Annotated in this window: 14 protein-coding genes and 1 other RNA gene; 9 read left to right on the plus strand and 6 right to left on the minus strand. The window is 66.2% G+C overall.

The features are described 5' to 3' along the window. The first annotated feature begins 16 nt into the window (after positions 1–16). Positions 17–748 (plus strand): SDR family oxidoreductase, encoded by a 732-nt coding sequence (locus CPBF1521_RS07720; RefSeq protein ID WP_016904913.1) that lies wholly within the window; start codon positions 17–19, stop codon positions 746–748. Beyond that, entirely contained in the window at positions 742–2166 is a 1425-nt protein-coding gene (locus CPBF1521_RS07725) for an efflux transporter outer membrane subunit (protein WP_104583345.1), read from the plus strand. The genes CPBF1521_RS07720 and CPBF1521_RS07725 overlap by 7 nt, the downstream gene beginning before the upstream one ends. 311 nt (positions 2167–2477) lie before the next feature. On the opposite strand, the gene CPBF1521_RS07730 is transcribed toward CPBF1521_RS07725, so the two are convergent. Continuing rightward, positions 2478–3452, minus strand: coding sequence for a GGDEF domain-containing protein (locus tag CPBF1521_RS07730; protein WP_104583344.1), 975 nt, complete (start codon positions 3450–3452; stop codon positions 2478–2480). 166 nt (positions 3453–3618) lie between these two features. On the opposite strand from CPBF1521_RS07730, the gene CPBF1521_RS07735 reads away from it, so the two are divergent. Beyond that, complete coding sequence (locus tag CPBF1521_RS07735; protein ID WP_370659371.1) at positions 3619–3852, plus strand: hypothetical protein; 234 nt, start codon at positions 3619–3621, stop codon at positions 3850–3852. A gap of 98 nt (positions 3853–3950) precedes the next feature. On the opposite strand, the gene CPBF1521_RS07740 is transcribed toward CPBF1521_RS07735, so the two are convergent. Further along, positions 3951–5648 carry a sensor domain-containing diguanylate cyclase gene (locus tag CPBF1521_RS07740; protein WP_115676636.1) on the minus strand — a complete coding sequence of 566 codons (1698 nt, stop codon included), beginning with the start codon at positions 5646–5648 and terminating at the stop codon, positions 3951–3953. A gap of 155 nt (positions 5649–5803) precedes the next feature. Between CPBF1521_RS07740 and CPBF1521_RS07745 the strand changes: the two genes are divergently transcribed. Together CPBF1521_RS07745 and CPBF1521_RS21470 are read left to right on the plus strand one after the other, a co-directional pair. Continuing rightward, the gene (locus tag CPBF1521_RS07745) at positions 5804–6052 is read left to right on the plus strand and encodes a hypothetical protein (protein WP_115677062.1); all 249 of its coding nucleotides are present in this window, start codon (positions 5804–5806) and stop codon (positions 6050–6052) included. 111 nt (positions 6053–6163) lie between these two features. Further along, positions 6164–6334, plus strand: coding sequence for a hypothetical protein (locus tag CPBF1521_RS21470; protein WP_164739080.1), 171 nt, complete (start codon positions 6164–6166; stop codon positions 6332–6334). Positions 6335–6664: 330 nt separating this feature from the next. Here the strand turns inward: CPBF1521_RS21470 and ssrA are convergent. After that, positions 6665–7061: a transfer-messenger RNA gene (gene ssrA, locus CPBF1521_RS07750) on the minus strand. Between the two features lie 133 nt (positions 7062–7194). On the opposite strand from ssrA, the gene CPBF1521_RS07755 reads away from it, so the two are divergent. Continuing rightward, complete coding sequence (locus tag CPBF1521_RS07755; RefSeq protein WP_115676637.1) at positions 7195–9651, plus strand: S8 family peptidase; 2457 nt, start codon at positions 7195–7197, stop codon at positions 9649–9651. 154 nt (positions 9652–9805) lie between these two features. On the opposite strand, the gene smpB is transcribed toward CPBF1521_RS07755, so the two are convergent. Next, a complete protein-coding gene (gene smpB / locus CPBF1521_RS07760; RefSeq protein ID WP_039520446.1) occupies positions 9806–10309 on the minus strand; it encodes an SsrA-binding protein SmpB in 504 nt (167 codons plus the stop codon). Between the two features lie 60 nt (positions 10310–10369). Between smpB and CPBF1521_RS07765 the strand changes: the two genes are divergently transcribed. Both CPBF1521_RS07765 and CPBF1521_RS07770 read left to right on the plus strand, forming a co-directional pair. Next, complete coding sequence (locus tag CPBF1521_RS07765; protein WP_104583340.1) at positions 10370–10801, plus strand: type II toxin-antitoxin system RatA family toxin; 432 nt, start codon at positions 10370–10372, stop codon at positions 10799–10801. 2 nt (positions 10802–10803) lie between these two features. Next, positions 10804–11079: an RnfH family protein gene (locus CPBF1521_RS07770; RefSeq protein WP_104583339.1), complete on the plus strand. Its 276-nt coding sequence runs from the start codon at positions 10804–10806 to the stop codon at positions 11077–11079. A 269-nt stretch (positions 11080–11348) separates the two neighbouring features. Here CPBF1521_RS07770 and CPBF1521_RS07775 read toward each other — a convergent pair whose 3' ends face one another. Next, the gene (locus CPBF1521_RS07775; protein ID WP_039528130.1) at positions 11349–11744 is read right to left on the minus strand and encodes an outer membrane protein assembly factor BamE; all 396 of its coding nucleotides are present in this window, start codon (positions 11742–11744) and stop codon (positions 11349–11351) included. 104 nt (positions 11745–11848) lie between these two features. Here CPBF1521_RS07775 and fur point away from each other — a divergent pair, with 104 nt between their 5' ends. Further along, positions 11849–12259, plus strand: coding sequence for a ferric iron uptake transcriptional regulator (gene fur / locus CPBF1521_RS07780; RefSeq protein WP_016901564.1), 411 nt, complete (start codon positions 11849–11851; stop codon positions 12257–12259). Between the two features lie 110 nt (positions 12260–12369). Here the strand turns inward: fur and recN are convergent, their stop codons facing one another. After that, positions 12370–14034, minus strand: coding sequence for a DNA repair protein RecN (gene recN, locus CPBF1521_RS07785; protein ID WP_115676638.1), 1665 nt, complete (start codon positions 14032–14034; stop codon positions 12370–12372). Between the last annotated feature and the right edge of the window lie 106 nt (positions 14035–14140).

Raw genomic sequence — 14140 nt, forward strand, 5'->3', positions numbered from 1 at the left:
GTAGAAGGACATTGAAATGAGCAACCACAAGATCGCATTGGTCACCGGCGCCACCCGAGGTATCGGCCTGGAAACCGTCCGGCAGCTGGCCCAGGCCGGCGTGCACACGCTGCTGGCAGGCCGCAAGCGCGACGATGCCGTCGCCGCCGCACTCAAGCTGCAGGCCGAAGGCCTGCCGGTGGAAGCCATCCAGCTCGACGTCAACGACGACATCAGCATCGCCGCGGCGGTCGGCACGGTGGAACAGCGTCACGGCCACCTGGACATCCTGATCAACAACGCCGGCATCATGATCGAGGACATGCAGCGCACCCCGTCGCAGCAGAGCCTGGAGGTGTGGAAGCGGACCTTCGACACCAACCTGTTCGCGGTCGTCAGCGTCACCAAGGCGTTCCTGCCGCTGCTGCGTCGTTCGCTGGCCGGACGCATCGTCAATGTGTCCAGCATGCTTGGCTCGCTGACCCTGCATACCCAGCCCGGCTCGCCGATCTACGACTTCAAGATTCCCGCCTACGACGCCTCCAAGAGCGCGGTCAACAGCTGGACGGTGCATCTGGCCCATGAGCTGCGCGACACCGCCATCAAGGTCAACACCGTGCATCCGGGCTACGTCAAAACCGACATGAACGGCGGTGGTGGCGAGATCGAGGTAGAGCAGGGCGCGCACAGCAGCGTGCAGATGGCGCTGCTCGACGCGCACGGCGCCACCGGCAGCTTCACGCATTTGGGAGAAGTGTTGCCATGGTAAGAAACCTTCTGAGCGTGGCACTGGCCGCGCTGGTGCTCAGCGGTTGCGCGGTCGGGCCGGATTACCGGCCCGACCCGCCGGCCGCGGTGACCTTGCAGGGCGCGCAGGACGCGGCCTTCAGCGCCGAATCGCCGGTCGGCAACTGGTGGTCGCAGTTCGACGACCCGGTGCTGGAACAGTTGGTGCGCGATGCCTTGTTCGCCAACCACGATCTGCGCATCGCCGTGTCGCGCGTCAAGCAGGCGCGTGCGGTGTTCGTCGAGCGTCGCCTCGACCAGGCCCCGCACATCACCGCGCAGGGCAGCTTCGATCGCCGCGAGCAACAGCAGGTGGTCGCCGGCAACCAGCGCTTCCTCACCGAGCAGACCACCCTGGGGCTGGATGCGGCCTGGGAGCTGGATCTGTTCGGCCGTCAGCGGCGCGCCTCCGAAGCGGCACGCGCGGATCTGGAAGCCGAGCAGGCCGGCCTGCTCGACGTGCAGGTCACCGTCGCTGCCGAAGTGGCGCGCAACTACTTCGAGTTGCGCGGCACGCAGAAGCAGCTGGAGGTTTCCAAGCGCACGCTGACCAACCTGCACGACACCCAGCGGCTGACGCAGACGCGTTGGGACCTGGGCGCGGGCAGCGAGCTGGATGTGCAGAGCAGCCTGGCGCGGTTGAAGGCGATCGAGGCGGACATCCCGTTGCTGGAAACCGCCGAAGCGCAGTACCGCCATCGCCTGGCGGTGCTGCTCGGCCAGCCGCCCAATGCCCTGGATGCCACCCTGGTGGCGCGCACCACGCCGGCGTTCGCACGTGCGTTACCGCTGGGCGATACCGCCGGATTGCTGCGTCAGCGCCCGGACGTGCGCAGCGCCGAACGTCGGCTGGCGGCGGCCACCGCGCAGGTCGGCGTAGCCACGGCCGACCTGTTTCCGCGCATCAGCGTCAGCGGCTTTGTCGGCTTCCTGTCCGGCGACGCGGCCAGGCTGACCGAGGGCAGCGGCAAGGCCTGGTCGATCACCCCGTCGATCAGTTGGGCGGCATTCGACTTCGGCACCGTGCGTGCACGCCTGCGTGCCAGCAAGGCGCAGGCCGACGGCGCGTTGGCGCAATACCAGCAGACGGTGTTGCTGGCGCTGGAAGACACCGAGAACGCCTTGATCGGCTACGGCCGCCAGCAGGCGCGCCTGGCGATCGTGGTGGAGCAGGCCAATGCGGCGCGGCGTGCCGAACAACTGGCGCAGATCCGCTACCGCGAGGGCTCGGAAGACTTCCTGACCCTGCTGGACGCACAACGCACCCAGTTGGCCGCCGACGATGCATTGGCGCAGGCCGAAGCAGCGGTCAATGTCGGTGTGGTCGGTGTGTACAAGGCCTTGGGCGGCTGGAAGCAGGACCAGGCGCCTGCAGCACCGGTGGCAGTGCTCGATCGCTAGGCAGGCATGCGGGGCGGCGGTCAGGTCGCCCCGCAGTCTCACTCGGAGACGTAACCGTCTGGCGCGGCTGACTCCCTGATGGACCGCCGGCGGGCGAGTGCGGCCAGGGCTCGCCATCGGCAAGCATCACCGGTACCCGCCGGTTGCCGGGTTGCCTGATGGCTGTTCGCCAGCCGTGTGAGCCACTGTCAGCTGCGCCGGCCTGCGACAAGCGGCGCCGACGCGTTGTCGGCTGTTGGCCAACGCGGTGCCGGGATCTCAGCACCGAGCCGGTGTGCCCACTGACCAGGCGCTGAGACGACGGCCTGCGCTCAGTCGGCCACCCGTACGCTGTCGCGGCCGCCGTTCTTGGCCAGATACAGCGCGGCATCGGCCCGCGAGAACCAGTCCTGCCAATGCGTCTCGCCATCGTGGCGCGCCGCGCCCAGCGATACCGTGATACGGCCACCCGGGCCGCGCAGACCGTTGCGGATCACCTTGCGCAGGCGTTCGGTGGCCGCTTCCAGTTCCTGCAAGGAGCCGGCACGCAACAACACCACGAATTCTTCGCCGCCGAAGCGGAACACCTGATGCGGCTCGCGCACTTCGAAACGCAGGATGGTGGCCAGATCCGACAGCGCGGCATCGCCTGCGGCATGCCCGTACAGATCGTTGACCTCCTTGAAATGGTCCAGATCCAGGATGATCAGGCTGTTGAGCCGTTCATGCGGCTGGCGCCGATCGATCTGGTGGGTGAGCGCACGCTCGAGCATGCGTCGGTTGGGCAGGCCGGTCAGCGCATCCAGCGAGGCCAGTTCTTCCAGATGCACGCGGTCGTCCTGCATGCGCAACGAAAACGCATAGCCCACCGCCAGCGTCACCACCGTCACCACGACCGTCGACACGCCCTGGCCGGGGCTGACGATCAGGCCAGGCAACAGCAGTAGTGCCGCCAGCAGCGGCAGGCTCAGCAGCACCGCGCGTTGCGGGCCGCACAGGAAGTAGTTGGTGGCCAACACCGGAAACAGCCAGGGCAGGGCACCATCGCCGCCGGTCCAGCAGGCCACGAGACAGCCACCGACGTTGATGGAGGCCAGCCACACGCCACCAGCGCCAGTGCGTTCGGCATCGCGCATCCTCCAGCCCCGCCATATCGCAAACATACCGAGCGAGGCGGTGATGAGGCAGGCCAGCGCCTGACCGGTGATGGCCAGGTACACCGCATAAAGGCAAAGCAACAGCGCGGTGATCGGCCCCAGCGTCTTGACGATGCCGAGGCGGAAATCCCGCCGCAGGTGGAGGATCACAGGGAAGGTTCTATAGGAGTCGGCATCATTATCGGCGGAGCCTTGCGAAAGTTGAGCGTGCACGCGCCGCGGCAACGGGTAGGAAAATGAAGCGTTGCCGGGCCGGGCTTCGCACATCCTTGACGGCCTAGCCGCAACCGTAGCGTCTTTGTCGTCGGAGTCTGCCATGCCCACACGCGAAGAACTCGACACGCGCCTGGATGCGCTGCAGGACGAACTGCCGCAGCTGTCCGCCGATGAGGACGCGGATTTCGACTACCTCGATTTCCAGGCGCGTGCCCAGGCCCTGCTGAGCAGCGCCGCGGCCGAGGACGCAGCCTATGTGCGGACCCGTGTGGATGGCATGCTGGCGGGCGCTGGCCTGATTCCTACCGATGAGGATGGGCAGAGCTGCACGTGATTGCTGCTCTGCCCAACCAAGCCGCCTGCATCGCAGTCGGCCGGGGCGGCGCGAAGGTGGGGCTGCAGGCGCAGCCCCAATGCTGGTAACGGCGTGGCTTACCGTGTGGCCGACGCGCCGGCACTGACCACCTGATTGCGTCCGGCCTGCTTGGCGCGGTACAGCGCCTCGTCCGCGCGCCGCAGCAGCTGCGCCATGTTGCCTGCATGCTCGGGAAAGCTGGCCGCGCCGAACGATGCACTGACCTTCGGCAACGAGACGCCATCGGCCATGACCTGCAGGGACTCGATGCCGGCGCGCAGCTTCTCGGCCATCCGGCAGGCGGTCGCCAGGTCCACTTCCGGCAGGATGATCGTCAGCTCTTCGCCGCCGTAGCGGCAGCAGATGTCTTCGCCGCGCGTCTGCGCCAGCAGGAATTCGCCGATCGCCGCCAGGACGCGATCACCGCCGCTGTGGCCGTGCAGGTCGTTGAACTGCTTGAAGTGGTCCACATCCAGCATCAGCACCGACAAGGGCTGTACCCGTCGCGTGCAGCGCGCCAGTTCGTGATTGAGCGCCTCTTCGAGATACCGGCGGTTATACAGTCCGGTCAACGGATCGCGGATGGACTGTTGCCGCAGCGTTTCGCGCAGACGCAGGTTGTGCAGCGCCAGCGACAATTGTTCGGCCGCTGCCTCGGCCACGGTCAACGAGGCCAGGTCGCGCGGATCCTCGCTGCGCAGCGCCAGCATCCCCAACTGCGTGCCCTGTGCCGACAACGGGATGCAGACGGTGCTCGCGTGCGCCGGAAGATTGGCGCCGACGTGCTGGCAGAGCATGCCCTGGCTGGCGTCTTGCACCACATGCGTGCGATCGCGGCGCAAGGCCCAGCAGGTGTCCGGCGCGATGCTGGCGTTGTCGTCGTCGGCCATCGTGCCCCAGGCCACCACCTGTTCGGCACGATCGCGCGAGGCGCGCAGCAGATAGACCGCACCGGCCGCGCCCGGCACCAGCGGCGCGATCGTGCGTGCGGTGATTTCCAGTGCTTCCTCGGCATCGCGGCAGTTCTGCAGCAACCCCGAGTAACGCGCCAGCGCCTCCAGTCCCGCCGACGTGCGTTCGAGTGTGGCGAACGATTCGATCAGGCGCTCGCTGGTCGTGCTGGCGGCGTCCTCGGCCCGCACGCGCCGTTCCAGTTCGCGTGACAGCAGCCGGTAGGCCACCAACATCACCAGCAAGCCGCTGAAAATCCCGACCACCGTGACCCACAGCACCCACTGCGCACTGCGCGTGTTGGTGTCATTGCGCTTCACCAGTTGCTGGCGCTCCAGTTCCGTCATGACCTGCACCTGGCGGCGCAGCGAAGACGAGGTCTGGAACACGCCACGTGCGATCGAGGCGCGCGCCCCATCCAGGCCCTGCTTGCGGTAGCTGTGCAACAGGTCGTCGATCTGCGTCAGGCGAATGTCCACCAGGCGTCCAAGCTCCACGACATGGCGCCGCTGTACCGGGTTGTCCTGCACCAGGGCGTCCAGCCGCACGATGCGCTCGGGCAGTCGCCCGATCGCATCGGCGTACACCCCGAGAAACGCTTCGTTGTCGGTCAAGACATAGCCGCGCACCGACGACTCCGCCGACAGCATTCCGGCCTGGATCTCGTCGATGCTGGCGATCACCTCCTGCGTGTGCGTCACCCAGCCGGCGTCGGACAGCGAACGCTGCGTGGTCAAATACCCGCCTATGCCGATCAGGACGAAGATCATCCCGCCGAGCAACAAGGCGCCGGCAGCGTGGCGTTTTGCTTTCTTGGTCAACACCGTGTTTCCCCGACACTGATTGTCTAGTAGAGGCCGATGCAAGTCGCGTGCCTATGCTTCACTTCGCTTGCCAGTCAGCTGCGGGACGGGCTCAAGGTCGCTCCTGCGGCGGCACAGCGATATGCTTTACGCTCGTCATCGAGCCGGGCAACAGATTGGTCATTTTTCTAGGTAGCTATCAATTGACCTGCCGCGCTGCCCGGGGCGATGGCCCGAGCCCCGGCTGGGTTGCCGACTGGCAGATCGCCCAGATCGGTGCCGGAAGCGCCGGCGACCGGGCAGGCAGCGCACTTTCTGCCACGTTTCCCGACCACCGCAGCGCCATGGCGGCCGCTCGCGTCGCCGGCATGGTGACGCTGGAGGCCATGCACGCCGAAGCGCAACGACAGCTCGAACCCGCCTGAGCGCAGGTGCTGGTGCGCATGGTCGCATCGGCCAAGCCAGCACCAGACAGGCTGGCATGCGGTTTGCTCCAGCCCTGGACAACGCTGGGGAGCGTCTTGGACGGAGGCGACATGCAAGAACCCAACAAAAGTGCCCTGGTCCTGTTGCAACAGGAAGCCACCGAACTGCTTGCGCTCTTCGACCAACTGCGTGGCGATGCGGCACCGGCACACGAGCCAGTCAACGTCGTTGCGGACGGACCTGCCGGGCGCACCGAACAGACCGCCCACGTCAGTAATTGACGCATCCTGCCGGCGTGCACTCACGCGTGGCGCACGCGCGGCCGATGCGTGGCAAGTTCCCGGCGGGCGTAGGGAGAAGGCGTGAAAGACCCGCGCGCTGGAGGGTAGGCGCACGCCGCAGGCGTTCGACGCGTGCACCAGCACCGGCGCAATTTTCGGCCTGTCTTGTGTCCGCATCTGGCAACGGCTGGCGCGGCAGCCTGTCAGCGCCAGTTGGCGGCAGATCACGCGGTCTCCAGAGCCGGCGGTCCGGTATCGCCCATGAAAAAGGCCGGGAGCCCTCTGCATCGAGGAGTCCCGGCCTTAGTCGGTCGTCTTAGGACCGTTGTTTGGTGGAGGTGGGCGGAATCGAACCGCCGTCCGGAAGCACTCCATCCCCAGCACTACATGCTTAGCCCTCCGTTAGATCTCATTCCCAGGCAGCACGGTTGGCAAAGCGCACCTGGAAACCAGCCTGCTTTATCTAACCGGTAGCTGACAGGCAGCCACTACCGATGGTTCCGTGATAATGACCCTACACCTACGAGCACGGGCACAAGTAGGTTCGGGGGTTCGCCTTAGGCGGCTGTAGAACTACAACTAAAGCCAATTAAGCGGCGATAGCGAAGTCCGAACCGTAGTTGTCATCGTTGGCAACTAAAAGTTTGCTGCTGGATTAACGAGGAAAGCTGCCCCCTCGGCATGCGCCAAGCGACTTCGCGACCCCCGTCGAAACCAGTGCACCCCCGGGGAAAGCATCAAAACGCTGACCTGATCAGTGTAGGGATCGGGGCGCCTTGTCACAAGTGGTGAGACGTGCGGCGCTTACAGTGGCTTCAGTCCTATCGGACGGAATAGTCTGGTAATCAAGGAGAGAAGCGATGGCGACAGGCAAGCCCCCCCGTTCGCGGCAGGCACGTAGCGTCCCCCGCAAGCGCGCACCAGGTGTCGATGCAGCCAAGCCTCGGCGCGCAGCCACGGCCCCGCAGCAGGAGGCGCAGGACACCACGCTGACACGCGTGCAGGGCAAGGCGCGCACGGTGATCTACATCCATGGCATCGGCAACAAGCCGCCGGCCGAGGTGTTGCGCTGTCAGTGGGACAAGGCCTTGTTCGGGCGGCCGATGGGCGAGCGCACGCGCCTGGCGTATTGGGTCAATCGCGAGCGCTATCCGGTTGCCGAACCCGGCAATTGCGATGCGCGCGATGTCGGCCCGGCGCTCAATCAGAGCGTGCAGCGCGCCTTGAGCACGCTCGGGCTGGTGCCAGGCGAGCAGGACCTGCATCTGCTCGCCGACGCCCTGGCGCAGAGCGAGCAGGAGCGCAGCGATCTGCATCGGTTGCTGGACGAGCTGGACGCCGCGCCCGCCATGCCGGCAGCCGGCGAGGTGCAGGCCAAAGGTCCGATCGATGCGATCAACCGGGTGTTGCTGCGGCTGATCTCGGCCGCGCTGCTGCAGGACGTGCACGATTTGTTCTTCGTGCCCGAGCGTGCAGCGTTGATGCGCGACAGCCTGGTGCAGCGCCTGCGCTCGGGGGGCGGGCCGTTCGTGGTGGTCGCGCACAGCCAGGGGTCGATGATCGCCTTCGACGTGCTGCGTCAGCTCCAGGCTGCCGAGTGCGAGGTCAGCCTGTTCCTGACCCTGGGCTCGCCCCTTGGCCTGCCGCAGGTGCGCAGCATGTTCAAGCGCTGGACCGGCACGCGCAAGCTGCCGTTTCCTCTGTGCGTGCGGCGCTGGATCAACGTCGCCGATACGCGCGATCCGATCGCGCTGGATCCGGATCTCAGCGACGACATCGCCAATGCGAAGGGACGGTTCGAAAACCTCTCAGGCGCGCGCTTGAACCCGGACTGGCAGCACAATGCGCATTCGGGTTCGGGCTACCTGTCGATCCCGCAGGTGCGTGCGGCGGTGCGCGAGGCGGTGGGCGTCGGTTTCGATCAACCGGTGTCCAATGCCGTGCTGATCAAGGATCTCAGCGAGCAACTGGAAGCGCATGGCGCCGAGTACCGGCACGAGGTGCTCATCGAGCTGGATCGGCGGGTGTCGGGCGATGATCCGGCCGGCACGCGTGCGCTGCTGCTGGCGCAACTGCGCCAGGCCGCTGCAGGCACCACCGGCTTGAGCGGCGAAGCGCTGGACGAGGCGATCGCGCTGGAAGATGGCCTGCAGCGGTTTGTGTCGGCACGGCTGACGCGGTTCGAGATCGAATCGCTGCAGGACCGCTACCGGGCATTGGGATTCCGGCGCATGTGGCGCGATGCCGGCAAGCGCGCGTTGATCAACGTGTCCGGCAACGTCCTGCATGCCGATGCGGCGCGCACTGCGTATCGCGCACGCGGCCAGCAGATCGGCTGGGCAGTGCTGGACACCGGTATCGCGGCCAGTCATCCGCATTTCTTCGCAAAGGGCGAGCGCGACACGGTGGTGGCGCAATGGGATTGCACGCGCCGCGGCGCAGCCAAGCGACTGACACGCGCTGACGGCGATGCCTTCGCCCGGCTGGATCGGCACGGGCACGGCACGCATATCGCCGGGATCATCGCCGGCCAGAGCCGCGCGGTGATTGCCGACGCGCAGGGCAACCCGGGCAAGCCGCTGGAGTTCGCCGGCATGGCGCCGGATACCCAGCTCTACGGTTTCAAGGTGCTGGACGATGCCGGCAACGGCCGCGATTCGTGGATGATCAAGGCGGTGCAGCAGGTGGCGGCAATCAACGAGCGTGCCGGCGAGCTGGTCATCCACGGCGTCAATCTGAGCCTTGGCGGTTACTTCGATCCGGAGAGCTATGGCTGCGGTTTTACGCCGCTGTGCAACGAGCTGCGGCGGCTATGGCGGCAAGGCGTGCTGGTGGTGGTGGCCGCCGGCAACGAGGGCCTGGCGTGGTTGATGGGCAACGACGGCGATGCATATCCGGCCAACATGGATCTGTCGATCAGCGACCCGGGCAATCTGGAAGACGCCATCGTGGTCGGCTCGGTGCACAAGAGCAGCCCGCACAATTACGGCGTGTCGTATTTTTCCTCGCGCGGGCCGACCGCCGATGGTCGCGGCAAGCCGGACGTCGTGGCGCCGGGCGAAAAGATCCTGTCGGCCTATTACGACTTCGACCCGAACGACCCGGCGAGCCTGATGGTGGAGATGAGCGGCACCAGCATGGCCGCACCGCACGTCTCCGGCGTGCTGGCCGGATTCCTCTCCGCACGCCGCGAGTTCATCGGCTTCCCGGACCGGGTCAAGCAACTGATGCTGGACACCTGCACCGACCTGCAGCGCGATCGCTATGTGCAGGGCAGGGGGGTGCCGAATTTGATGCGGATGCTTGGGGCGACGTGAGGAATCGGGAGTGGGGAATCGGGAATCGTAAAAGCGCGATGCTTCTCACGGATCCAGCAATGCCCGCGTCTTTAACTAACGTGAGGTCAACGCAGCTGAGATCAACGCAGTGAGCCTGCCCAGCTCTTGCGATTCTCCATTCCCGATTCCCCACTCACGCGTCGCGGTTATGCCGCCGCATCACGCGCTGCTTGTCGCGCTGCCAGTCGCGGTCCTTGGCGGCGTCGCGCTTGTCGTGGTTCTGCTTGCCCTTGGCCAGTGCGATTTCCAGCTTGACCTTGTTGTTGCTCCAGTACAGCGCGGTGGGCACCAGGGTGTAGCCGTCGCGTTCGACGCTGCTCAACACCTTGTCGATCTCCCGGCGGTGCAGCAGCAGCTTGCGGTCGCGGCGTTCCACCGGCACGGTGTGGCTGGAGGCCTGGATCAGCGGGGTGATCTGCGCGCCGATCAGGAAGATCTCGCCTGAACGCACGTAGGCGTAGCCGTCGATGATGTTGGCGCGACCGGCGCGGATCGCCTTGACTTCCCAGCCCTGCAGCGCCAAGCCGGCTTCGTAGCGCTCTTCCAGGTGGTATTCGTAGCGCGCACGCTTGTTCAGCGCGATGGTTTTCGTGGCCGTCGCGCCGTTTGCTTTATCCTTGGCTGGTTTCTTGCTCATGCCGCTATTGTCGCCGATTCGGCGTCATCAAACGATCTTCTGTCTTTCACAAGTTAGCGAATGCCTACCATCCGTCGCAGCGCCCTGGTCGAACACAGCGCCACCCGCATGTTCGACCTGGTCAATGATGTTGCCGCCTATCCGCGCCGTTTCGGCTGGTGCGATGCTGCGCAGGTGCTTGAACAGGACCAGGCGCACATCGTTGCGCGGCTGGATCTGGGGCTGGGATCGTTCCGCACCTGGTTCACCACCGAAAACATGCTCGAACGCCCCGAGCGCATCGTCATGCATCTGCGCGACGGGCCGTTCAAGCGGCTGGAAGGCCTGTGGGAATTCCAGTCGCTGGGCGAGAACGCCTGCAAGGTCAGCCTGACCCTGGAAGTGGAAACCAGCTCGCGGCTGTTGGGTCCGGCGCTGGCGCTGGGCTTCCAAGGCCTGGCCGACCGCATGGTCAACGATTTCGTGCGAGTCGCCGATCGCGGCGACACCTGAGCATGCGCGTCGACGTCGTGCTGGCCTGGCCGGACCGCTGCAGTTCGGTGTCGCTGGACCTGGCCGAGGGCGCCACCGTGGCCGAGGCGATTGCCGCGTCCGGTCTGGCGCCGGACCGACCACCCGCGGCGCAGGCGATCCATGGGCTGATTGCGCGCGCGGATCAGGTGCTGCGCGACGGCGATCGGGTCGAACTGCTCAGGCCGCTGCTGCTGGATCCGAAGGACGCGCGGCGTCGCCGTGCCGGACCGAGCAAAAAAACCGGTCCCAGCAAGTAGCGGCTTGTCAGGACCGCGATGCATGTGCGCGTGATAGCGAACTGTTCCGGTAGCAGGTCAGCGGCGTGAACGCACCCGACGGCCTGGACCGGCGCAGGGTGATGCAAAACATCTGACTGAAAGCCCCATCTATCGGCAGCTGGCTCGGCACCGTCGTCCGTGATCAACCGCGTCGTTTCGACCAGGCAAATAAAAAACGCATCCTTTCAAAGGGATGCGTTTTCTGATTTGACCGACTCAGACGACCGAAAGACCGCCGAGCAAGCGCATCAACGGCCGCGCTGCTTCTTCTTGTCGCGGGCCAGATTGCGGCCGAACTGCTTGGGCGCCGACTTGGCCAGCTGCTCGTCCTGCGACGGGAAATAATCGCCTTCCCAGCGCACGACCTGCTCGTTTTCGAAGAACACCGTGAAGTTCTTGATCTCGGTACGCGCCAGACGGTCCACGCGCTGGGTGGAGGTGTAGTCCCAGCGCTGCGAATGGAACGGATCGGGAATCGAGGGGGTACCCAGCAACGCGCTGACCTGCTGCTTGCTCTGGCCTACCTGCAGTTGCTCCACGGCATTCTGTTTGATCAGATTGCCCTGGTAGATCGGCTGCTTGTAGATGATGCCGCAGCCAGCGGTGGAAAGAGCAACGGCGGCGACCAGCAGGAGATTACGCATCGGGGATTAAGTGCTGAGGAAATCACGCCGATGATACACTCCCGCCGGTCGCCGCGACCCGTTTGATGGCAGCTGGCGCTAAATCGCCAATGAACGGAGAACATATGGAAACCCACGACCTGCGCAAAGTCGGGCTCAAGGTGACCCATCCGCGGATGCGGATCCTGGAATTGCTCGAGCAGAAGAGCAACCAGCACCACCTCAGCGCAGAAGACATCTATCGGCAGCTGCTCGATCATGGCGACGAAATCGGTCTGGCCACGGTCTATCGGGTGCTGACCCAGTTCGAGGCTGCCGGCCTGGTGCTGAAGCACAATTTCGAAGGCGGCCAGGCGGTCTATGAGCTGGATCGCGGCGGCCATCACGACCATATGGTGGACGTGGACACCGGCCACGTGATCGAGTTCGAGAGCGAAGAGATCGAGGCCTTGCAGCGTCAGATCGCCGCCCAGCATGGCTACGAGCTGGAAGAGCACTCGCTGGTGCTGTACGTGCGCAAGAAGCGCCCGCGCTGACGGCAAGCCAGTGGCATTGCGGCAACGACAAGGCGGCTTCGGCCGCCTTGTGCGTTTGCAGCCATCGGCTGCCCGGCCACCCCGAGCTTGCCGACGCCACGCCCATCTGCTCAGGCGCTCTGCAGCAGCTTGCGTGCCGCCGCGCGGGCTTCCTTGCTGACTTCTACCCCGCCCAGCATGCGCGCCAGTTCTTCCTGGCGGGCCTGCGGGCCGAGCAGTTCGACCGCGCTCTGGGTCATGCCGTCCACCGGCGCCTTGCTGACCCGATAGTGCGCATGGCCCTTGGCGGCCACCTGCGGCAAGTGGGTCACGCACAGCACCTGGCGCTCTTCGCCCAGGGCGCGCAGCTTCTGCCCGACGATGTCCGCCACCGCGCCGCCGATGCCGGAATCGACCTCGTCGAAGACCATGGTCGGCACGCTGTCCAGACCGAGGGCGGCGACCTCGATGGCCAGTGAAATCCGCGACAGCTCGCCGCCGGAGGCGACCTTGCGCAATGCGCGGGGTGGCTGCCCGGCATTGGCGGCGACCAGGAATTCCACCCGCTCGGCGCCATTGGGATCCGGGCGCAGGGTGTCCTGCGGCTGCAGCTGGATCAGGAACTGCCCGCCGCCCATGCCCAGCTCGCCGATCAGCGTGGTGGTGGCGGCCGACAGGGCCTCGGCAGCGGCCGTGCGGCTGGCGCTGAGGGTGCTGGCTGCACTGCGCCAGACGCCGATTGCCGCCTCGATGTGCTTTTCCAGCTGCTGCAGGCGCTCGTCGGCGCCGCGCAGGCTTTCCACTTCCAGGCTCATGCGCTCGCGCTGGGCGGCCAGCTCGTCCGGGGTGACGCGATGCTTGCGCGCCAGATCGTGCAGGCGGCCGAGCCGGCGCTCCATCGCCTCGAACTGGGCCGGGTCGGCCTCCAGGTCGTCGCGCACGCGGTCGAGCAGGGCCAGCGCCTCTTCGATCTGGATGACCGCGCTGTCCAGCAGCGCATCGACCTCGCCCAGGCGTGGCTCGTGCTCGGCCACGCGCGCCAGGTCGTGGCGGCTGTCCTGCAGCAGGCCCAGCGCGCAGGCGCCGTCGTCGCCATTGAGCTGCAGGGCCACGCTGTCGCAGGCGCCGATCAAGGCGGTGGCATGCGCCTGGCGGCGGTGATTGACGTCCAGCGCGGCGATCGCGGCCGGGTCCAGGTCCTCGCGTTCCAGTTCGCCGAGCTGGTGTTCCAGGAAACCGATGCGGTCGGAGACATCGCCTTGCGCGGACAGCGCGTCGCGCTCGTCCAGCAGGGCCTGCCAGCGCTGGCTGGCCTGGCGCACCTGCTCGCGCTGCGCGCCGTTGCGGGCATAGGCGTCGAGCAGGGCGAGCTGGCTGTGGCGGGCCATCAGGGCCTGGTGTTCGTGCTGGCCATGGATCTCCACCAGCCGCGAAGCCAGTTCCGCCAGTTGCGAGGAGGTCACCGGGCGGCCGTTGATCCAGGCACGCGAGCCGCCATCGGCACGGATGACCCGGCGCAGCTGGCATTGCGCATCGTCGTCGAGTTCGTTGTCCGACAGCCAGGTCAGGCCGGGGTGCTGGGGCGGCAGCTGGAATTCGGCCGACAGTTCGGCGCGGTCGGCGCCGTGGCGGACCACGCCGCTGTCGGCGCGCAGCCCGGACAGAAAGCCCAGGGCGTCCACCATCAGCGACTTGCCGGCGCCGGTTTCGCCGGAAACCACGGTCATGCCTGGCCCGAATTCCAGTTCGGTGGCGCGGACGACGGCGAAATCCTTGATGGAGAGGTGTCTGAGCATGGGGTCGAGTGTGAACGCTTTGGGGAAGCTTAGGGTGGGAGCGGCGGGCAGGGAATAAGACGCTTGCCAACCGCAGGGCCAGACATTATCTATGCCCAGTCTCACC

This window comes from Xanthomonas euroxanthea, assembly GCF_900476395.1.
Lineage (GTDB): Bacteria > Pseudomonadota > Gammaproteobacteria > Xanthomonadales > Xanthomonadaceae > Xanthomonas > Xanthomonas euroxanthea.

What these genes read in the sequence shown, in the direction of transcription:
- CPBF1521_RS07720 (WP_016904913.1), top strand. Translation starts at nt 17, where the DNA reads ATGAGCAACCACAAGATCGCATTGGTCACCGGCGCCACCCGAGGTATC.
- CPBF1521_RS07725 (WP_104583345.1), top strand. Translation starts at nt 742, where the DNA reads ATGGTAAGAAACCTTCTGAGCGTGGCACTGGCCGCGCTGGTGCTCAGC.
- CPBF1521_RS07735 (WP_370659371.1), top strand. Translation starts at nt 3,619, where the DNA reads ATGCCCACACGCGAAGAACTCGACACGCGCCTGGATGCGCTGCAGGAC.
- CPBF1521_RS21470 (WP_164739080.1), top strand. Translation starts at nt 6,164, where the DNA reads ATGCAAGAACCCAACAAAAGTGCCCTGGTCCTGTTGCAACAGGAAGCC.
- CPBF1521_RS07755 (WP_115676637.1), top strand. Translation starts at nt 7,195, where the DNA reads ATGGCGACAGGCAAGCCCCCCCGTTCGCGGCAGGCACGTAGCGTCCCC.
- smpB (WP_039520446.1), bottom strand. Translation starts at nt 10,309, where the DNA reads ATGAGCAAGAAACCAGCCAAGGATAAAGCAAACGGCGCGACGGCCACG.
- CPBF1521_RS07765 (WP_104583340.1), top strand. Translation starts at nt 10,370, where the DNA reads ATGCCTACCATCCGTCGCAGCGCCCTGGTCGAACACAGCGCCACCCGC.
- CPBF1521_RS07770 (WP_104583339.1), top strand. Translation starts at nt 10,804, where the DNA reads ATGCGCGTCGACGTCGTGCTGGCCTGGCCGGACCGCTGCAGTTCGGTG.
- CPBF1521_RS07775 (WP_039528130.1), bottom strand. Translation starts at nt 11,744, where the DNA reads ATGCGTAATCTCCTGCTGGTCGCCGCCGTTGCTCTTTCCACCGCTGGC.
- fur (WP_016901564.1), top strand. Translation starts at nt 11,849, where the DNA reads ATGGAAACCCACGACCTGCGCAAAGTCGGGCTCAAGGTGACCCATCCG.
- recN (WP_115676638.1), bottom strand. Translation starts at nt 14,034, where the DNA reads ATGCTCAGACACCTCTCCATCAAGGATTTCGCCGTCGTCCGCGCCACC.